The 18,759-nt window shown below is 64.4% G+C and carries 15 protein-coding genes; 6 read left to right on the forward strand and 9 right to left on the reverse strand.

Features of this window, described 5'->3' with window-relative positions:
- Positions 1 to 2: 2 nt before the first annotated feature.
- The 4 genes from EJ079_RS04945 to EJ079_RS04965 all read left to right on the forward strand — a co-directional run bounded on the left by EJ079_RS04945 (position 3) and on the right by EJ079_RS04965 (position 5,179).
- On the forward strand, positions 3 to 1,166 hold the full coding sequence (locus tag EJ079_RS04945; protein ID WP_127398681.1) for an acyl-CoA dehydrogenase: 1,164 nt from the start codon (positions 3 to 5) through the stop codon (positions 1,164 to 1,166).
- A gap of 3 nt (positions 1,167 to 1,169) precedes the next feature.
- Positions 1,170 to 3,248 (forward strand): acetate--CoA ligase family protein, encoded by a 2,079-nt coding sequence (locus EJ079_RS04950; RefSeq protein WP_127808249.1) that lies wholly within the window; start codon positions 1,170 to 1,172, stop codon positions 3,246 to 3,248.
- Positions 3,241 to 4,023 (forward strand): carnitinyl-CoA dehydratase, encoded by a 783-nt coding sequence (locus tag EJ079_RS04955; protein ID WP_127270028.1) that lies wholly within the window; start codon positions 3,241 to 3,243, stop codon positions 4,021 to 4,023. Before EJ079_RS04950 ends, EJ079_RS04955 begins: the two co-directional genes overlap by 8 nt.
- Before the next feature lie 217 nt (positions 4,024 to 4,240).
- The gene (locus EJ079_RS04965) at positions 4,241 to 5,179 is read left to right on the forward strand and encodes an alpha/beta hydrolase (RefSeq protein ID WP_127808250.1); all 939 of its coding nucleotides are present in this window, start codon (positions 4,241 to 4,243) and stop codon (positions 5,177 to 5,179) included.
- Positions 5,180 to 5,214: 35 nt separating this feature from the next.
- Here the strand turns inward: EJ079_RS04965 and EJ079_RS04970 are convergent, their stop codons facing one another.
- The 5 genes from EJ079_RS04970 to EJ079_RS04990 form a co-directional block, all read right to left on the reverse strand.
- The gene (locus EJ079_RS04970) at positions 5,215 to 6,873 is read right to left on the reverse strand and encodes an FAD-binding dehydrogenase (RefSeq protein WP_127808251.1); all 1,659 of its coding nucleotides are present in this window, start codon (positions 6,871 to 6,873) and stop codon (positions 5,215 to 5,217) included.
- Between the two features lie 41 nt (positions 6,874 to 6,914).
- Positions 6,915 to 7,901: a Gfo/Idh/MocA family oxidoreductase gene (locus tag EJ079_RS04975; RefSeq protein WP_127321839.1), complete on the reverse strand. Its 987-nt coding sequence runs from the start codon at positions 7,899 to 7,901 to the stop codon at positions 6,915 to 6,917.
- A gap of 69 nt (positions 7,902 to 7,970) precedes the next feature.
- Positions 7,971 to 8,546, reverse strand: a complete 576-nt coding sequence (locus EJ079_RS04980; RefSeq protein ID WP_127808252.1) for a YceI family protein — start codon at positions 8,544 to 8,546, stop codon at positions 7,971 to 7,973.
- Positions 8,547 to 8,615: 69 nt separating this feature from the next.
- The gene (locus tag EJ079_RS04985) at positions 8,616 to 9,188 is read right to left on the reverse strand and encodes a cytochrome b (protein ID WP_127808253.1); all 573 of its coding nucleotides are present in this window, start codon (positions 9,186 to 9,188) and stop codon (positions 8,616 to 8,618) included.
- Between the two features lie 57 nt (positions 9,189 to 9,245).
- Positions 9,246 to 10,136, reverse strand: coding sequence for a LysR family transcriptional regulator (locus tag EJ079_RS04990; protein WP_127266811.1), 891 nt, complete (start codon positions 10,134 to 10,136; stop codon positions 9,246 to 9,248).
- A gap of 96 nt (positions 10,137 to 10,232) precedes the next feature.
- Between EJ079_RS04990 and EJ079_RS04995 the strand changes: the two genes are divergently transcribed.
- Complete coding sequence (locus EJ079_RS04995; RefSeq protein ID WP_127808254.1) at positions 10,233 to 11,228, forward strand: aldo/keto reductase; 996 nt, start codon at positions 10,233 to 10,235, stop codon at positions 11,226 to 11,228.
- A 144-nt stretch (positions 11,229 to 11,372) separates the two neighbouring features.
- On the opposite strand, the gene EJ079_RS05000 is transcribed toward EJ079_RS04995, so the two are convergent.
- Positions 11,373 to 11,975: a nucleotidyltransferase family protein gene (locus tag EJ079_RS05000; protein WP_127808255.1), complete on the reverse strand. Its 603-nt coding sequence runs from the start codon at positions 11,973 to 11,975 to the stop codon at positions 11,373 to 11,375.
- 272 nt (positions 11,976 to 12,247) lie between these two features.
- Here EJ079_RS05000 and EJ079_RS05005 point away from each other — a divergent pair, with 272 nt between their 5' ends.
- The gene (locus tag EJ079_RS05005) at positions 12,248 to 14,728 is read left to right on the forward strand and encodes an autotransporter domain-containing protein (protein WP_164873730.1); all 2,481 of its coding nucleotides are present in this window, start codon (positions 12,248 to 12,250) and stop codon (positions 14,726 to 14,728) included.
- Between the two features lie 78 nt (positions 14,729 to 14,806).
- Here the strand turns inward: EJ079_RS05005 and pheT are convergent, their stop codons facing one another.
- From pheT to pheS, 3 genes are read right to left on the reverse strand one after another with little or no spacing between them, the layout of a single operon-like run.
- The gene (pheT, locus tag EJ079_RS05010) at positions 14,807 to 17,215 is read right to left on the reverse strand and encodes a phenylalanine--tRNA ligase subunit beta (RefSeq protein WP_127808257.1); all 2,409 of its coding nucleotides are present in this window, start codon (positions 17,213 to 17,215) and stop codon (positions 14,807 to 14,809) included.
- Positions 17,212 to 17,634, reverse strand: a complete 423-nt coding sequence (locus tag EJ079_RS05015; RefSeq protein WP_127328541.1) for a GFA family protein — start codon at positions 17,632 to 17,634, stop codon at positions 17,212 to 17,214. Before EJ079_RS05015 ends, pheT begins: the two co-directional genes overlap by 4 nt.
- Positions 17,631 to 18,728 (reverse strand): phenylalanine--tRNA ligase subunit alpha, encoded by a 1,098-nt coding sequence (pheS, locus tag EJ079_RS05020; RefSeq protein ID WP_127808258.1) that lies wholly within the window; start codon positions 18,726 to 18,728, stop codon positions 17,631 to 17,633. The genes EJ079_RS05015 and pheS overlap by 4 nt, the downstream gene beginning before the upstream one ends.
- Positions 18,729 to 18,759: the final 31 nt, after the last annotated feature.

Here is an 18,759-nt window from a genome sequence, read left to right on the forward strand (position 1 = left end):
GCATGGATTTCGGGCTGTCGGAGGAACAGAGGCTCATCGTCGAGACGACGCGTGCGTTCGTCGAGAACGAGCTTTACCCGCATGAGCGCGAGGTCGAGCGCACCGGCGTGCTGCGCCGCGACCTGATCGAGGAGATCAAGGTCAAGGCGATCGAAGCTGGGCTCTATGCCGCCAACATGCCGGCCGATGTCGGCGGTGCTGGCCTCGATACGGTGACTTGGCTGCTCTACGAAAAGGAGCTTGGCCGCGCCAATTACGCGCTGCACTGGACTTGCGTGGCGCGGCCCTCCAACATCCTCCTGGCCGGCACGCCGGAGCAGCGCGAGAAATATCTGTTCCCCTGCATCCGCGGCGAGAAATGGGACTGCCTGGCGATGACCGAGCCGGGCGCAGGCTCCGATTTGCGCGGCATGAAGGCGACCGCCGTACAGGACGGCGACGACTGGGTGCTGAACGGCACCAAGCATTTTATCTCCCACGCCGACCTCGCCGACTTTGCCATCGTTTTCATGGCCTCAGGCGAAGAGGATTCGCCGCGCGGCAGGCGCAAGAAGATCACCGCATTCTTCGTCGACAAAGGGACGAAGGGCTTCACCGTCCGCGATGGCTACCGCAACGTCTCGCATCGCGGCTACACCAACGCCATCCTCGAATTCGACGATTGCCGGCTTCCCGCCGCCCAAGTGTTGGGCGAAGTCCACAAGGGGTTCGACGTCGCCAATTCATGGCTCGGCGCCACCCGGCTGCAGGTCGGCGCCACCTGCCTCGGCCGCGCCGAGCGGGCGCTTGGCCATGCCATCGAGTATGCCGCGCAGCGCCAGCAGTTCGGCCAGCAGATCGGCAAGTTCCAGGGCGTGTCGTTCAAGCTTGCCGACATGGCGACCGAATTGAAGGCCGCCGACCTGATGGTGTTCGAAGCCGGCTGGAAGTACGATCAGGGCACTGTCACCGATCAGGACATGGCCATGGCCAAGCTGAAGGCCACCGAGATGCTTGCATACGTTGCCGATGAGGCGATCCAGATTCATGGCGGCATGGGACTGATGGACGATTTGCCACTGGAGCGCATCTGGCGCGACGCGCGCGTCGAGCGCATCTGGGAAGGCACGTCAGAGATCCAGCGCCACATTATTTCAAGGGCGCTGCTGCGTCCGTTCGGGGCATAACATATGCATAAACTTGAGCGTCTCCTGCGGCCGAAATCGATCGCCGTCTTCGGCGGTGCGCAGGCCGCGGCCGTCGTCGCGCAATCGATCAAGATGGGCTTTGCCGGCGAGATCTGGCCGGTGCATCCGACCAAGGACGAGGTCGCCGGTCGCAAGGCCTATCGTTCGGTGGCTGACCTGCCGGGCGCGCCCGATGCTGCCTTTGTCGGCGTCAACCGGCATTTGACCATCGAGGTGATCAAGGCGCTGGCCGAGCGCGGCGCCGGCGGCGCCGTCTGCTTTGCCGCCGGCTTCCTCGAAACCGAGGCCTATGACGATGATGGCGAGCGGCTGCAGGCCGAGCTGGTCGCCGCAGCCGGCTCGATGCCGATCATCGGGCCGAATTGCTACGGTCTGATCAATTATGCCGACGGCGCGCTGCTGTGGCCCGACCAGCATGGCGGCATAAGATTGGCCGAGGGCGGCAAGGGCGTCGCCATCATCACCCAGTCCTCCAACATCGCCATCAACATGACCATGCAGAGGCGCGGCCTGCCGATCGCCTTCCTGATGACCGCCGGCAACCAGGCGCAGACCGGTCTGTCCGAAATGGCGCTCGGCCTGATCGAGGACGAGCGGGTCACGTCGCTCGGCCTGCATATCGAGGCCTTCGATTCGGTAGCCGGCTTCGAGAGGCTGGCGGCACGGGCGCGCGAGCTGAAAAAGCCGATCATCGCCATGAAGGTCGGCCGTTCCGAACAGGCCAGGCAGGCGACCGTCTCGCACACCGCCTCGCTGGCCGGCTCGGACGCGGCCTCGGGTGCGTTCCTGCGGCGGCTCGGCATTGCGCGTGTCGATTCGATCCCCGCCTTTATCGAGGCGCTGAAGCTGCTGCACATCACCGGACCTTTGCCCGGCTACAGGCTGTCGTCGATGAGCTGCTCCGGCGGCGAGGCCTCCGTCATGGCCGACAGCGCCGAAGGGCGCTGGGTCAATTTCCCTGTGCTGACCGACAGCCACCGCGCCCATGTCAAATCGACGCTCGGGCCGCTGGTCGCGGTCGCCAATCCCTTGGACTATCACACCTTCATCTGGAACAACGAGCCGGCGATGACCGCCACCTTCACCGCCATGGTGTCGGGCGGCTTCGACCTCAACATGCTGGTGCTGGATTTTCCGCGACCTGATCGTTGTTCGGTCACCGATTGGTGGGCGACGTTGCGCGCCTTCGAATCGGCGCTGAAGACCAACAAGGCGCATGGCGCGATCGTCTCGTCGCTGCCGGAAAACCTGCCGGAGGAGTACACCGCCGAACTGATGGCGCGCGGCATGGTGCCGTTGTTCGGCATTTCGGAAGCCATGGATGCCGCCGGGGCGGCGGCCTTCATCGGCTGGGCTTGGGCCGAACCGCAGGCGCAGCCGATCGACACTTCTGCTGCCGGTGCGCCTGGTGGCGACCATGTCACGCCCGACGAGGCCGAAGCAAAATCGCGGCTGATCAAGGCCGGCCTGCCGGTGCCGAAAGGCGAACGGGCCGCCAATGCGGTCGAGGCGGTGATTTCGTCGATGGCGCTCGGCTTTCCCGTCGCACTGAAGGCGCTCGGCGTCAGCCACAAATCCGAAGTTGGCGCCGTCAGGCTCAACCTCAGGGATGCCGAATCCGTCAGCACCGCGGCGCATGACCTCTTGCCGCTCGGCACCGGGCTCTATGTCGAGCGCATGGTGCGCGACGGTGTCGCGGAACTGATCGTCGGCTTCACCCGCGACCCGATGTTCGGCGCGGTGATGACCTTGGGCACCGGCGGCGTGCTGGTCGAAATGTTGCGCGACAGCGTCACGCTGATGCTGCCGGCGACGCGCGACGATATCGAGGCGGCGCTGCGCGGCCTGAAACTGTTCCCGCTGCTCGAGGGCTATCGCGGCCGGCCAAAAGCCGATGTCGCGGCTGCCATCGATGCCATTTCGGGCATTGCCGCCTTCGTGCAGCAGAATGCCGGTGAGATCGAGGAACTCGACATCAACCCGCTGATCGTCTGCAGCGAAGGCAAGGGCGCCTGGATCGCCGACGCACTGCTGGTGCTGGGAGAGAACAAGAATGTCTGACGTCATTTCGACCCGCCGCGAGGGCACCATCCTCGAGGTCACCCTCGACCGGCCCAAAGCCAACGCCATCGACCTGAAGACCTCTCGGCTGATGGGCGAGACCTTCAAGGCATTCCGAGACGATCCGGAATTGCGCGTCGCCATCGTCAAGACCGCCGGCGACAAGTTCTTCTGTGCCGGCTGGGACCTCAAAGCCGCTGCCGGCGGCGATGCCGTCGATGGCGACTATGGCGTCGGCGGCTTTGCCGGGCTGCAAGAATTGCGCGACCTCAACAAGCCGGTGATCGCTTGCGTCAACGGCATGGCGGTCGGCGGCGGCTTCGAGCTGGCGCTGTCCTGCGACCTCATCTATGCCTCCGATCATTCCTCCTTCGCGCTCCCCGAAATCCGCGCCGGCACGCTGGCCGACGCGGCAACGATCAAACTGCCGAAGCGCATCCCCTACCATGTCGCCATGGACCTTCTGCTGACCGGCCGCTGGATGGATGTGGCCGAGGCGCATCGCTGGGGCCTGGTCAACGAAGTGCTGCCCAAGGAGAAGCTCGAGGACCGTGTCTGGGAGATCGCCCGGCTGCTCGCAGGCGGCCCGCCGCTGGTCTTTGCAGCGATCAAGGAGACCGCGCGTGTGGCCGAGGCGCTGACCTTCCAGGATGCAATGAACAAGGTGACGCGGCGCCAGCTGCCGACGGTCGATGCCCTCTACGGCTCCGAAGACGGCATGGAGGGTTTTCGCGCTTTTGCGGAGAAGCGTGAGCCGGTGTGGAAGGGGAAATGAGGATTGTTGCCGAAATGACAGCGCTCACCCCCCTCTGTCCTGCCGGACATCTCCCCCTCAAGGGGGGAGATTGGCAGCTTCGATCTCTGCGCTCTTCTTGCGACGCAGAAGGTTGGCGAAAGCCTTCGCAACATCCGATCTCCCCCCTTGAGGGGGAGATGTCCGGCAGGACAGAGGGGGGCGCCCTGGCTCAGCCTTGGGCGCCTTTCCAGCACCCATGACCGATTACAAAACCCTCATCGACGCCGAGACCTGGGCGTTCATAGAGCGGACCAATTCCTACTATCCGCCCGACACGATCGACTACACGATCGCGCAGCAGCGCGGGATCTATGACCGCATGTGCCGCGAATTCTTTGCCGGCTATCCCGAAGGCGTGGCGGTCGAAACCTCAGCCATTGCGACGCCCACGCACGACATCCCGATCCGCACCTACCGAAGCACACACAAAGCTGCGGTGACGGTGCTCTATGTCCATGGCGGCGGCTTCATCCTCGGTGGGCTGGACAGCCACGACGATGTCTGCGCCGAGCTCTGTGCCCGCACCGGCTATGAGGTGGTCTCGGTCGATTATCGGCTGGCGCCGGAGCATCTGCATCCGGCGGCCTTCGACGATGCGATGAGCGCCTTCGAATGGGCCGCCGCCAATCGCGATCATCCTATCGTGCTGTGCGGCGACAGCGCCGGCGGCAATCTCTGCGCCGCCGTCAGTCACGCCACGCGTGACCGTTCGAAAAGGCCGGTTGGCCAGGTGCTGATCTATCCCGGCCTCGGCGGAGACCGCGCGAAAGGCTCCTATGTCAAGCACGCCGAAGCGCCGATGCTGACCATCCGCGATCTCGAATTCTACAAGCACATCCGCACCAGCGGCGTGGATAGGACCGGGGACATCACGCTGTCGCCGCTCGCCGACACCGACTTCTCCAACCTGCCGCCGACAGTACTGATCACCGCCGAGTGCGACCCGCTGTCGTCGGATGGCGAGAGCTATCACGACCTGGTCGTGGCGGCGGGCGGACGCGCAACCTGGTTCGAGGAAACGGGGCTGGTGCATGGTTATCTCCGAGGCCGGCACACGGTCGGCCGCGCCCGCGCAAGCTTCACCCGGATCGTCGATGCGGTGACCGCGCTTGGACAGGGCGATTGGCGCTGGTGATCGCGGCTGGACTCTGAGGACCGACCGGCCCCGGCTCATCCCACCGAAGCGGCCGCCGCACGGCCGGCGCTGCGGCCGGAAAAGATGCAGCCGCCGAGGAAGGTGCCCTCAAGCGCCGCATAACCATGCACACCGCCGCCGCCAAAACCGGCGGCTTCGCCGACGGCGTAGAGTCCCGCAACCGGCTGGCCATCGGCACCCAGCACGCGGCTGTCGAGATCGGTCTGCAGGCCGCCCAGCGTCTTGCGCGTCAGGATGTTGAGGCGCACCGCTATCAGCGGGCCGTTTGCCGGATCGAGCATCTTGTGCGGCTTGGCCGTGCGGATCAGCCGGTCGCCGAGATAGGCGCGCGCCCCGCGCAGAGCGGTGATTTGCATGTCCTTGGAGAACGGGTTGTCGAGCTGCCGGTCGCGGGCGCGGATTTCGCGCTCGACTTGGGCTACCTCAAGAAGCGGCTCGCCGCCGGCAAGCGCGTTCATGCGCGCGACCAGCGTCGGCAAGTCGGCCTCGACGATGAAATCCTCGCCCTTCTCCATGAACGCCTTGACCGGGCTCGGAATGCCCGATGTGGCGCGACCGAGCACCTGGCGCCAACTCTTGCCGGTCAGGTCCGGGTTCTGTTCGGAGCCCGACAGCGCGAACTCCTTCTGGATGATCTTCTTGGTCAGGATGAACCAGGAATAGTCGAAGCCGGTGCTCATGATGTGGCTGAGTGTGCCCAGCGTATCGAAACCGGGATAGAGCGGCACCGGCAGGCGCTTGCCGCGCGCATCGAGCCACAGCGATGACGGGCCGGGCAGGATGCGGATCGCATGATCGGTCCAGACCGGCGCCCAATTCTTGATGCCCTCGACATAGTGCCACATGCGGTCGCGGTTGATGATCGAACCGCCGGCCCGTTCCGTGATCGCCAGCATGCGGCCGTCGACATGATCGGGCACGCCGGTGATCATGCGCTTCGGTGCCGCGCCCAGCCGCTGCGGCCAGTTTTCCCGCACAAGCTGATGGTTGGCGCCGATGCCGCCGGAGGCGACGATCACCGCTTGCGCGTGAAGCTCGAAATCGCCTGATATTTCGCGCGAACTCTTGTGGCCGCGCTCGACAGCGCTGGGCTGCAGGATGTCGCCACGCACACCGGTCACAACAGCACCCGTCCGCGTCAGTTCATTGACGCGGTGGCGGAATTTGAAACTGATCAATCCGCGCTTTTGGGCCTCGCGCACGCGCTGGGCGAACGGTTCGAGCACACCGGGGCCGGTGCCCCAGGTAATGTGAAAGCGCGGCACCGAATTGCCATGGCCGATGGCATTGCCGCCGCCCCGCTCGGCCCAGCCGACCACAGGAAAGAATTTCAGGCCGCGCTGCATCAGCCAGGAGCGTTTCTCGCCGGCGGCGAAGCCGACATAGGCTTCCGCCCATTTGCGCGGCCAGAAATCCTCCGGCCGATCGAAAGCCGCGGTGCCCAACCAGTCTTCCAACGCCAAGTCATGCGAATCGCGGATGCGCATGCGCCGCTGCTCGGGCGAATCGACGAGAAAAAGGCCGCCGAACGACCAGAATGCCTGGCCGCCCAGCGACTGCTCGGGCTCCTGGTCGACGATGATGATTTTCTTGCCGGCCTCGGCAAGCTCGGCGGCGGCAACCAGCCCTGCAAGGCCGGCGCCGACAATGATCACGTCCGCATCGTCAGCCATCTTTCCTCCCAGAATTAGCCGGCTACTTCAATTGCAAGGGGTCAGACGGTCTCCCAGCCTTCTTTGCCGCCGGCGCGGAAGATGGCATCGATGACTTTCTGGTTGAGCACGGATTCCTCCAGCGTGAAGACGCGCTCCTTGCCGCCCTGTGCTGCACGCGCGAAGGTCTCGACCTCCAGCCGGTATTGCTGCGTGCCGGGAAAGCGGAACACCTGCGCCTCGGTGTGGTTCTGGTTGTGCAGTTCGACGCGGTGGTGGTCGTAGAGCCCGGCATTGAAGGGCGAGAACAACTCGATGAAACCCTTCTCGCCGTGGAACACCATCACCTGGCGCGCCGCCATCTGCGTCGACAGATAGAAGGACAGCTCGAAGTCGCCGAAATCGGCGCGGATCGAGGAGTAGATGTCGGTGCCGAATGTCTTGTCGCGCTCGATCGTCGCCTGCACGCGCAGCGGCTCCTTGCCGGTCGAAAAGCGCGTCGACACGGTCGGGTAGACGCCGATATCGGGCAGCGCGCCGCCGCCGAGGTCGAGCTGGTTGCGCATGTTGCTGGGGTCGACATTGTAGTAGGAGAAGGCACCCTGCACATGGCGCAGCCGGCCGATGGCGCCGCTGGCGATGAGGTCGCGTACTTTGATCCATTGCGGGTGGTAGATGACCATGAAGGCCTCGCAGACCAGCACCTTTTTCTGGTCGCGCAGCTTGATCAGCGGCAGGATGTCCTTGGCGTCGAGCGCCAGCGGCTTTTCGACCAGCACGTGCTTGCCGGCTTCGATGGCCTTGGCCGCCCATTCGACATGCTGCGAGGTCGGCAACGGGATGTAGACGCCATCGACCTCGTCGGAGGCAAGCAGTTCCTCATAGGAGCCGAAGGCATGGCGCGCGCCGAAGCGCTCGGCCAGCGCCTTGGCCTTCGACAGGTCACGGCTGGCGATCGCCGACAGCACGCCGTTCTCCGCCTCGACCATCGCCGGCAACAAATGCTCGCGGCCGATCTTGGCCGTCGACAACACACCCCATCGGAACATCAGGCTTCTCCATCACAATTACAGGCAACGAGGTTTGCCCGAAATCGCCGGAAAAGCCAATGACGAGGGTCAGCCCCTTTTGCCGGTCAGCGTCATGTCGAAGTCGACGATGTTGGAATAGATTGGCGTGCCGACATCCATGCCGTAGCGCGACCTCAGCACCTTGCCGGTGACATGGAATTTGATCGTCCCGGCCTTGAGACCGCCAAGCTCGGCCGTGAACTTTTCCGGAAACGTCTTGCCGCGCGCCGTCAGCCGGCCGCTGACGAGGGCCGTGGTGTCGCTGGTTCGGGTCACGCTGGTAGAGCGGAACTGGATCTCCGGGTTGTTGGCGGCATCAAACACCGCGTCGGAGCGCAGGAAGGCATCGATACGGCTCTGGCCGGTGCCAACGCTTTCGGGAAAGATGGTGAAATTGACCTGCGAGTGCCCGACATCGCTGTTGTCGATGCGGATCGAGCCCTTGAAGCGGGCGAAGGCGCCATTCAGGCCGCCGCCGCCGACCTTGCCGATGGAGAAGCGGATGCTGGAGTTGGCCGGGCTGATCGAATAGCTGCCGGCGGCGTCACCAAGCGCGACGGCCGCTGAAACAGGCATGGCGAGGCAAGCGGCGACCGCCGCAAATCCGAGGATGCGCGTGTACATGGGGATGTTCCTTGTTGGAGGCAGCGCATTTCTCGCGCCCTCACTCCATGAACGAATGAACCGCTCGCTCTATTCCGGATCTGACGAAGGCGTGATCATGCGCATGAGCACGCCATCCCTGAGCTGGAAATGATGCCGCAGTGCCGCCGCAACGTGGAGAGCCACAAGCGCCATGCCGGCATAGGCAAGATACCAATGCGCCGCCGCCCAGAAGCTTTCGGCACCATCCGATTCGGCCAGCGGCAGGTTCGGCATGACGAACAGGTTGAACGGCAGGCTGGGTATCTCCAGCATCGAGACCGACACCAGCGCCCAGCCGGACAAGGGCAAGGCAAGCTGAAACGCGTAGAGCGCAAAATGGGCCAACGGTGCCGCCCGACGTTCCAAAGTCCCGACCGAGCCCGGCAGCGCCGGCGTTGTATTGCCGCAGCGCCAGACGATGCGCAGGATGATCAGGCCGAGCAGCAGGAAGCCGAAGGATTTGTGCAGCTGGATCAGTTCGAAGGCGGTGCGCTGGCTGGTCACCCGCACCATGACGAAGCCGAGTCCGAACTGGCTGATGAAGATCAGCGCAATCAGCCAGTGAAGAATGATCGCGCCCCAGCCATAGCGGGTGGTGCTGTTGGTGATCGATGTTTGCATCGTTGGTGAACGACCGCGATGCCGGTTATCTTCCACCAAGGGGGGGGCGAGCCCGCTTTATCCACTCACCTTGAAGAAATCGACAAAGGCCCTGAGCGCTGGCCGCATCTGACGGCGGCTCGGATAATAGACAAAGAAGCCGTCGAAGGGCGGGCACCAGTCCTCCAGCACGCGGATCAGCCTGCCGTCGGCGAGCGGTGCGCGGACATAGTCCTCAAAGACGAAGGCGAGCCCGGCGCCGTCGACCGCCGCCTGGGCGATCAGATGGTCCTCGTCGAGGATCAGCGGTCCCTCCACCGCCATCTCGATCGTCTCGCGGCCTTTCTCGAACTCCCAGCGGTAGAGGATGCCGCTGGAGAAGCGGAAGCGGATGCAGCGGTGGCCGGCCAGGTCGCGCGGGTGGCGCGGCTTGGGGTTGACCTCGAAATAGACCGGGGCGCCGACCACCGCGCCGCGAAGGTCCGGCCCGATGCGCACCGCGATCATGTCGCGCTGCAGGCTCTCGCCAAGCCGGACGCCAGCATCGAAGCCGCCTTCCACCACGTCGGTGAAGCGGTCCTCGATGACGATCTCCAGCACGATGTCGGGATAGGCCGACGCAAAGGCGCCCAGCCGTGGCGTCAGCGCCAAATGCGCTGCCGTGCGCGGCACGGTCAGGCGCAGATTGCCGGCCGGCCGGTCGCGCGTCTCGATTGCCGTCTCCAGCGCCAGGTCGATCTCCGACAGCGCCGGCCGCAACCGCTCCAGCAACTGCGCACCTTCTTCGGTCGGCGCGACGCTGCGTGTGCTGCGCGCCAGCAGCCGAACGCCAAGCCGCGCCTCCAGGCTGGATACCGCGTGGCTGACAGCCGAAGGCGCGATGGCCAATTCCCTGGCGGCGCCCCGAAAGCTGCCGCATTGAGCGACAGTTGCCAGCACGGCCAATTGGGAAAGATGCGCGCGATTCATTGATCTATCTTTTAGTACAGCCCGTGCGGATGGAAGCCGATTATCGAACACAAGGCAAGGCGCTATTTCTCCCACATCGCAACAAGGAGACGCGTTATGCAAACCCGCAAGCTAGGAACTGAATTGAACGTCTACCCCGTCGGCCTCGGCTGCATGGGCATGAGCTTCGCCTATGGCGGCCAAGCGGAAGCCGATGCGATCGCCACGCTGCATCGCGCCGTCGATATCGGCGTCAACTTCTTCGACACGGCGGAGGTCTATGGCCCCTTCGAGAACGAGATCCTGCTCGGCAAGGCGCTGAAGCCGGTGCGCGATCATCTGACGATCGCGACAAAATTCGGCTTCCGGATTCTGGAGGAAGGTACAGGCCTCGACCGCATGGCTGGCGTCGACAGCCGCCCCGAGCACGTCAAAGCGGTCGCCGAGGCCTCGCTGAAGCGGCTGGGCACCGATGTGATCGACCTCTACTACCAGCACCGTGTCGACCCCAACGTGCCAATCGAGGATACGGTCGGCGCCATGGCCGAACTGGTGCGCGAGGGCAAGGTGCGCGCGCTTGGCCTGTCCGAGGCGAGTGCCGCGACCATTCGCCGGGCCCATGCCGTGCATCCGGTATCGGCCGTGCAGAGCGAATATTCGCTGTGGAGCCGCGACCCGGAAGACGAGGTGTTCGCCGTCTGCCGCGAGCTCGGCATCGGCTTCGTTCCCTATAGCCCGCTCGGCCGTGGGCTGCTGACCGGCACGATCGCCAAGCCCGAGGCCTTGAGCGACGGCGACTGGCGCCGGACCTTGCCGCGCTTCCAGGCCGAGGCGATGGAAGCCAACGCCGCTGTCATCGCCACCTTGGAAAAGCTGGCTGTTGAAAAGGGCGTGACCTCGGCACAGCTGGCGCTGGCCTGGGTGCTGCACCAGGGCGATTTCATCGTACCGATCCCCGGCGCGCGCAAGATACGCCATCTGGAGCAGAACACGGCGGCGGCGGACATCGCGCTAAGCGCGGCCGAGGTGCAGGCTATTGGTGACGCGCTGTCGCCCAACAAGGTTATGGGCAAGCGCTACACCGAAGAGTTGCTGGCACTGGTGAACCGCTAGGTCTTCCCCCTCCCCCTTGTGGGGAGGGTCGGCTCGCTGTCGCAGCGAAGCGGAGACAGCGGGACGGGGTGGGGGAGCGCCCTACGAAGACCCCCACCCCGCTCCGCTGCGCGGATCGACCCTCCCCACAAGGGGAGGGTGAGGTCACCACGGCACAACCGTAATCTCCGGCCAGCACTCCCTCGCCCTCGCCCCCTTCACCTCATGCGTCTGCTGGTTGTCCATCACCCGGTTCGGTGTGATGCGGAACGAAAAAACATCATCCAGCCCGAACGGCGCCACCAACACCAGCTGCCCGTCAGCATCGTATCGAACCCCGACGGCGTGCGTCTTCGACGCGAAATAGCAGACGGGATCGCTGGCGTTCGAATAGCGCGGGCAAGGCCGCCCGAATTTCTGCGGATACCAAAGATGCACCCGCGCCTGATTGCGCACCTCGACCGGCAGCGGCAGTCCTTCGAAATGCTTCTCCGCGCGGCGAATAACGGCGTCCTCGGCCTCGTAGGAGAGGTCGCTGTCATCGAAGTAGAACAGGTCGACATCCCTGATGCCATACCCCGAAGGCTTGCCGGTCAGATGGTTCCAAACACTGTTGTAGAGCGCGCCGGAAACCACCAGCCAGTCCGGCAGGTCGAGCGTGCGAGCCCGCGCCAGCGCGTCGCGTAACAGCGGGTCGGCAAGCACGATGGCGAGAAACGCCGCGCGCTGCTCTTCAAGAGGAAGGCCCGAATAGCAGAGAGTATCCATCGCCCTTTGGAGAGCGATTCGGCAAGTATCCGCAATGCTTCGCCCATAGCGCCACCAAAGATGTGGCCAGATTGCAACGTGACCGGACCATGATGCTCGGCCTGGCCCTAAAACAGCCCACCCTCGTCATCTGACGACTATGCGCGTCTGCCCATCTGCCGGCATGGACGATTGCTATTGGAATTTTCCACACCGGCTGGAGTAGCCTGGGCATGCAGATATCGTCGGTTTGGCCAGCAGCATCGTCGAGAGGACCGATCGACAGGGCAAAATTGACTGCGAAGTGGTTCTGGATTGCCGCGACCTTCTGCGTTCTGATCGCAGCCTCGCTCAATGCAAGTGCTGCGGCGGAGCCGATCGTGATTTCCCCGGCCACGCTGCCGGATGGGAGAGTTGGTGAGCACTATGATCGGACGCTGATGGCTTCAGGCGGAGCTGGCGGGCCATACACGTTCGCGCTCACTTCGGGGGTCACGCCGGTCTCCTTCAGCAGCGGCGGCGTCCTCTCCGGGGCAGTGATAGCCGCCCCCGGCACCTATAATTTCAGAGTCCTGGCGACAGATCAGGTCGGCAACACCGGCACACGCGACTACACGATTGTGATCGCGGACAACCCGGTCTTGATTTCGCCTGCTGCGTTGCCCGGCGGGCAGATTGGCCAGCCGTATAACCAGGCGCTGACGGCTTCGGGTGGCGCTGGCGGTCCCTACACGTTCTCGATCGTTTCGGGCTCCATGCCCGTCGCCTTCAGCAGTGCCGGCGTCCTCTCAGGGCCAGTGATAGCCGCCCCCGGCGTCTACAGTTTCAGGGTCCGGGCGACAGACCATGTCGGCAACAGCGGCGAACACGACTACACCATCGTGATCGCGGACAACCCGGTCGTCATTTCACCAGCTGCCTTGCCCGGCGCGCAGATTGGCCAGCCCTATAGCCAGGCGCTGACGGCTTCGGGTGGTGCTGGCGGCCCCTTTACGTTCTCGATCGTTTCGGGCTCCATGCCCGTCGCCTTCAGCAGTGCCGGCGTCCTCTCCGGGCCGGTCATAGCGGCCCCCGGCGTCTACAGTTTCAGGATTCGGGCGACGGACCATGTCGGCAACAACGGCGAACGCGACTACACGCTTGCGATCACCACTGGCCCGCCCATCGTAATTTCACCGGCAGCTTTGCCCAATGGCCAGGTTGGGCAGCCCTATAGCCAGATGCTGACCGCAACCGGCGGTGTGGGCGCGCCTTACACGTTTCAGCGGATCATCGGAAATCTGCCCGAAGGCGTTTCGCTCGCAACCGATGGCACACTCGGCGGCACGCCGACCGAGAGCGGATCATTTGCCTTTGCCGTCGATGTGTTCGACACCTCCGAGAACAGGGCAAGGCGCGAGTATACGCTGGACATCGCTGCGGCGCCCCGACCGACGGCGCCGTCACGGACCATGACCATCGTTGCCGGCATGTCGGCTTCGCTGCCGTTGACGCCGGGTGCTACCGGCGAACCATTCAGCGCCGCGGCGATCATGTCCAGCGCCCCCGCCGAGGGCGGCACGGCGACGCTGTCCGGCGCGCCCAACTACCTACTGACCTTCGCGTCCTCGCCGGTGTTTTCAGGCACCGTCATCGTAACGTACACACTGACCGGCCCCGGCGGCGTTTCCGATCCGGCCACGGTGACCATCACCGTCACCACGCGGCCGGACCCCTCCGACGATCCGGAGGTCGCCGGGCTGCTCAATGCCCAGGCGCAAGCGGTGCAGCAATTCGCCGCCGGGCAGACAGACAATATCAACCATCGCATGGGCGCTTTGCGAAGCGAGGCGTGCCGCAAGGCCTTTGCGAATGGGCTCGAACTGTCTGGCCAAGGCGCCGATGGCAATGCCGCCAGCGTCGACTTTCCAGACGGATCCGATTGTGGGGGCGACGCGGCAAAGCTGGGCTTCGGCTTGTGGGCCGGCGGTCACATCGATCTCGGCCATAGTTTGCCTGACAATAGCGCGGAGCGGGACTCCGTTTCGATCAACATGACCACCGGCATCGACTACCGTTTCAACGACCGTTTCGTCGCCGGTCTGGCCGTCGGCTACTCCAGCGACGACAGCGACATTGGCGGCAATGGCACCGAGAGTTCCGGCGAGGCCTACAGCGCGACGCTCTATGCAAGCTATCGCCCGGCCGAAAACCTGTTTCTCGATGCCCTGGCCGGCTACGGTTCGTTCAGCTTCGATTCGAAGCGCTTCGTGACAAGTGTTGGCGGCTTTGCCGACGGTCAGCGTGACGGCGACCAGATTTTCGGCTCGCTGACTGCCGGTTTCGATCATAGCGTCGGCGGGCTGCGACTCACTCCGTTCGCCAGGTTGACGGCATCCTCTTCGAGCCTCGACGCGTTTACCGAAACCGGAGCAGGCATCTATTCGCTGAGCTTCGGCAAGCAGAGTGTCGACAGCCTCGGCGGCACGCTTGGCCTTGCCGGCGGCTATGACATGCCGGTGGCCCTCGGCGTCTTCACACCACGCTTCCGGTTTGAATACACTCACGAATTCTCCGGCTCGAGCGGCGTCGATATCCGCTACGCGGATAGTCCGGATGGCCTTGTCTATGGCTTCCAGACGCAGCCTTTGGCGAGTGACCAGGTGATGATCGGCCTGGGCGCCGATCTGCTGCTGCACCAAGGGTTATCCATCGGGCTCGATTATCGCGGCACAATCGGCTTTCAAGACAGCTACAGCCATGCCTTTGGCCTGAGGGTCGGCGGCGGGTTCTGACCATTGCGGCAACGGCTGCTCATCCGTCCCGTGGACGGATGAGCAGCCCCATCGCTAACAGTTCAGTCGCCTTGGGCGCTACGTCCTCAGAACGCCACCGGCCTGCTTACCGACATTCTCGACGATACGCTTGGCCAGTGCCTCGAAATCCTCGTCGGTCAGTGTCTTTTCAACCGGCTGGATCGACACTTCGACGGCGATCGATTTCTTGCCCTCGCCCAGCGAAGCGCCTTCGAAGATGTCGAAGACCGAGACGGCGGTGATGAGCTTCTTGTCGGCGGCGAGCGCCGCGCGCACCAGCGTGCCGGCCTCGACCGTTTTGTCGACGACGAAAGCAAAGTCGCGCTTGACCGCCTGGAAGGGGGACAGTTCCAGTTTCGGCTTGGTTTTCGTCGGCTTGGCCTTCGGTTCGGGCACGGCATCGACGAAGACTTCGAAGCCGCACAGTGGCCCGGAAACATCAAGGCCTTCCAGCGTCTTCGGGTGGAATTCGCCGAAGGTGCCGAGCACGGTTTTCGGACCGAGCTTGATCGTGCCGGAACGGCCGGGATGATACCAGGCCGGGCCGCCGGCCTCGATCTGCAGCCGGTCGACAGGCGCACCGCAGGCTTCCAGTGCGGCGATCGCGTCGGCCTTGGCGTCGAACACGCCGACCGCACCCGAATTGCCGGCCCAGTTGCGGCCTGAGCCGTCGAGCTTGGCGGTGCCGCGGCGCACGCCGGCGGCCACGCGCCGCTGCTGGTCGGCGCCGTCGCCCTCATAGGTGCCCGAGACTTCGAACAGCGCCACGTCGCCGATGCCCTTGTCGGCATTGCGCTGGGCAGCAGCAATCAGGCCCGGCAGCAGCGACGGCCGCATGTCGGACATGTCGGCGGCGATCGGGTTGGCGAGCTTCAGCGCGGTCTGGCCGCCGCCGAACAGCTCGGCGTGCTTGGCCGGAATGAACGACCAGGTGACGGCTTCCATCATGCCGCGCACGGCAAGCGCGCGCTTGGCGGTGCGGGTACGGACCTGCAGCGTGGTGAGGATCCTTGCATTGACCGCGTCATGCGCACCGAGCGGCTGCGGTGCGATGTTGTCGACACCATGGATGCGCATGACTTCCTCGACCAGGTCTGCCTTGCCGTCGACGTCGGGGCGCCAGGACGGCACGGCGACATTGACCACATCGCCCGATCCCTCCGGCTTGAAGCCGAGGCGCGACAGGATGTCGAGGCTTTCCGCCCTGGGAACCTCGATGCCGGTCAGCCGCTTCACTTCCGAAAGCGGGAAGGAAACGATCTTCGACTTGTGGCCGGCGTAGCCGACGACTTCCATTTCGGTCGGCGTGCCGCCGCAGAAATCGAGCACCAGTTTCGTTGCCAGCTCGACGCCGGGAACCATGAATTCGGGGTCCACGCCGCGCTCGAAGCGGTAGCGCGCGTCGGTGATGATGGCGAGCGTGCGGCCGGTGCGCGCCGTGGTGATCGGATCCCAAAGGGCGGATTCGATCAGCACATCTGATGTGTTCTCGTCGCAGCCCGAATGCTCGCCGCCCATGATGCCGGCGATGGACTCGACGCCGTTGTCATCCGCGATGACGCACATTTCCGGCGTCAGCGTGTATTCGCGGCCGTCGAGCGCCTGCACCTTTTCGCCATCGCGCGCGCGGCGCACGACGAGATTGCCGGCAACCTTGCTGGCGTCGAACACATGCAGCGGGCGGCCGCGGTCGAAGGTGACGTAATTGGTGATGTCGACCAGCGCGCTGATCGGTCTCAGCCCAATGGCGATCAGCCGCTGCTGCAGCCATTTTGGCGACGGCCCATTCTTGACGCCCTTGACCAGGTTGAGTGCGAAGCCGGGGCAAAGCTCCGGCGCTTCGATCGTTACCTTGACCGGACACATGCCGTTGCCGACATGCGACATGATGGCGCCGCCGACGAGGCGGCCAAGCCCGCTCGCCGCCAGATCCCTGGCGATGCCGTAGACGCTGGTCGCATCCGGCCGGTTCGGCGTCAAATTGATCTCGATGACCGGATCGTCGATATGCGCATAGGCGGCGAAGCTGGTGCCGACCGGCGCATCCTCGGGCAGGTCGATGATGCCGTGGTGTTCGTCGGACAGTTCCAGTTCGCGCTCGGAACACATCATGCCGTGGCTTTCGACGCCCCTGATCTTGCCGACCGTCAGCGTCACGTCGATGCCGGGCACATAGGTGCCGGGCGCGGCAAAGGCGCCGATCAGGCCGGCCCGCGCATTGGGCGCGCCGCAGACGACCTGCACGGGTGGTTTGCCGTTGCCCGTATCGACAGTCAGCACGCGCAGCCGGTCGGCATCGGGGTGCTGCACCGCCGTCAACACCCTGGCTATGACGAAGGGTTTCAGGCTCGACTTGTCGTCGACATGCTCGACTTCGAGGCCGATCGAGGTCAGTCGCTCGACGATCTCGTCAAGCGTGGCGTCGGTCTCTAGGTGGTCCTTGAGCCAGGAGAGGGTGAATTTCATGGGACTGTTCCGTCTGGTCTTTTGACGCTTGTTTTCAGATGTCTCGGCAGGTCGTCGGATATATGCAGGAAGGCAAGCTGTTCGCTGACATAGGCATGCTGCGTCGGCTCAAAATCGGCCGGCATGTCCATGGTGCCGAGCATGAAGTAGATGTCGTCCTCCAGCCGCTCGTCGACATAGGCGATGGGTGAGCCGCAAGTGCCGCAGAACGAGCGCGTCACCGGGCCGTTCTCATACATCTTCAGCGCCTTGCCGGTGAACGCGACCTGATCGACCAGGAAGCCGACAAAGGCCGACACCGGCGCGCCGCTGGCCCGCCGGCAATCGCCGCAATGGCAATAGCTGACGTGATGCGGTTCGACTGATGCCTCGAACCGCACGGCGCCGCAGCGGCAGCCGCCGGCATAGGGCGCTGTCATGCGCTCAGGCCTCCGAACAGCGTCGGCATGTCGAGCGGCCTGAACCCGTAATGCGACAGCCAGCGCACGTCGGCATCGAAGAAGGCGCGCAGGTCCGGCATGCCGTATTTCAGCATGGCGATACGGTCTATGCCCATCCCCCAGGCAAAGCCCTGATATTCGTCCGGATCGAGCCCGCCATGGCGCAGCACGTTGGGGTGCACCATGCCGCAGCCGAGGATCTCCATCCAGTCGGAGCCTTCGCCGAAGCGCACTTCGCCGGGCCTGGAGCGGTCACACTGGATATCAACCTCGAGGCTCGGTTCGGTGAACGGGAAGAAGGACGGCCGGAAGCGCATCTTGACCTGCGGCACCTCGAAGAAGGCCTTGCAGAACTCCTCCAGCACCCACTTCATGTTGGCGACGTTGGCCGTCTTGTCGATCACCAGCCCCTCGACCTGATGGAACATCGGCGAGTGGGTGGCATCCGAATCCTGCCGGTAGGTCTTGCCCGGAATGACGATGCGGATCGGCGGCTTCTTCGTCTCCATGGTGCGGATCTGCACCGGCGAAGTGTGGGTGCGCAGAAGCTTGCGCTCGCCCTTCTCGTCCGGCTGGAAGAAGAAGGTGTCGTGCATCTCGCGCGCCGGATGGCCTTCTGGGAAATTCAGCGCGGTGAAATTGTAGTAATCGGTCTCGATATCGGGACCTTCGGCGATGGAGAAACCGAGGTCGCCGAAGATCGCCGCAATCTCGTCGACGACCTGGCTGATCGGGTGTATACGGCCGCGCTCAGCCGGCGACTGCCGCACCGGCAGCGTCACATCGACCTTTTCGGCGGCGAGGCGCGCGGTGATCGCCACATCTTTCAACTCGGCCTTGCGCGCCGTCAGCGCATCTGTGACGCGGTTCTTGAGTCCGTTGATTGCGGGGCCTTTGACCTGACGCTCCTCGGCGGTCATGGCGCCAAGGGTCTTCAGCATCTCGGACACGGCGCCCTTCTTGCCGAAAGCAGCGATGCGCACGGCCTCGATGGCCGGCTCATCGGCGGCCGAGGCGATTTCGGCCAGAAGTGAGTTTTCAAGCGTATCCAGGCCAGTGGTTGCGTCGTTCACGGTCAAAACTCGCTACGTTGGAAATCAGCTC

The organism is Mesorhizobium sp. M7A.F.Ce.TU.012.03.2.1 (assembly GCF_004006095.1).
Lineage (GTDB): Bacteria > Pseudomonadota > Alphaproteobacteria > Rhizobiales > Rhizobiaceae > Mesorhizobium.

Bases quoted from the DNA above. Each gene is read 5' to 3' on its own strand.
- EJ079_RS04995 (WP_127808254.1), top strand. From the start codon at position 10,233: ATGCAAACCCGCAAGCTAGGAACTGAATTGAACGTCTACCCCGTCGGC.
- EJ079_RS04985 (WP_127808253.1), bottom strand. From the start codon at position 9,188: ATGCAAACATCGATCACCAACAGCACCACCCGCTATGGCTGGGGCGCG.
- EJ079_RS05000 (WP_127808255.1), bottom strand. From the start codon at position 11,975: ATGGATACTCTCTGCTATTCGGGCCTTCCTCTTGAAGAGCAGCGCGCG.
- EJ079_RS05015 (WP_127328541.1), bottom strand. From the start codon at position 17,634: ATGACAGCGCCCTATGCCGGCGGCTGCCGCTGCGGCGCCGTGCGGTTC.
- EJ079_RS04950 (WP_127808249.1), top strand. From the start codon at position 1,170: ATGCATAAACTTGAGCGTCTCCTGCGGCCGAAATCGATCGCCGTCTTC.
- EJ079_RS04975 (WP_127321839.1), bottom strand. From the start codon at position 7,901: ATGTTCCGATGGGGTGTGTTGTCGACGGCCAAGATCGGCCGCGAGCAT.
- EJ079_RS04980 (WP_127808252.1), bottom strand. From the start codon at position 8,546: ATGTACACGCGCATCCTCGGATTTGCGGCGGTCGCCGCTTGCCTCGCC.
- pheT (WP_127808257.1), bottom strand. From the start codon at position 17,215: ATGAAATTCACCCTCTCCTGGCTCAAGGACCACCTAGAGACCGACGCC.
- EJ079_RS04970 (WP_127808251.1), bottom strand. From the start codon at position 6,873: ATGGCTGACGATGCGGACGTGATCATTGTCGGCGCCGGCCTTGCAGGG.
- EJ079_RS04990 (WP_127266811.1), bottom strand. From the start codon at position 10,136: ATGAATCGCGCGCATCTTTCCCAATTGGCCGTGCTGGCAACTGTCGCT.
- EJ079_RS04955 (WP_127270028.1), top strand. From the start codon at position 3,241: ATGTCTGACGTCATTTCGACCCGCCGCGAGGGCACCATCCTCGAGGTC.
- EJ079_RS04945 (WP_127398681.1), top strand. From the start codon at position 3: ATGGATTTCGGGCTGTCGGAGGAACAGAGGCTCATCGTCGAGACGACG.
- EJ079_RS04965 (WP_127808250.1), top strand. From the start codon at position 4,241: ATGACCGATTACAAAACCCTCATCGACGCCGAGACCTGGGCGTTCATA.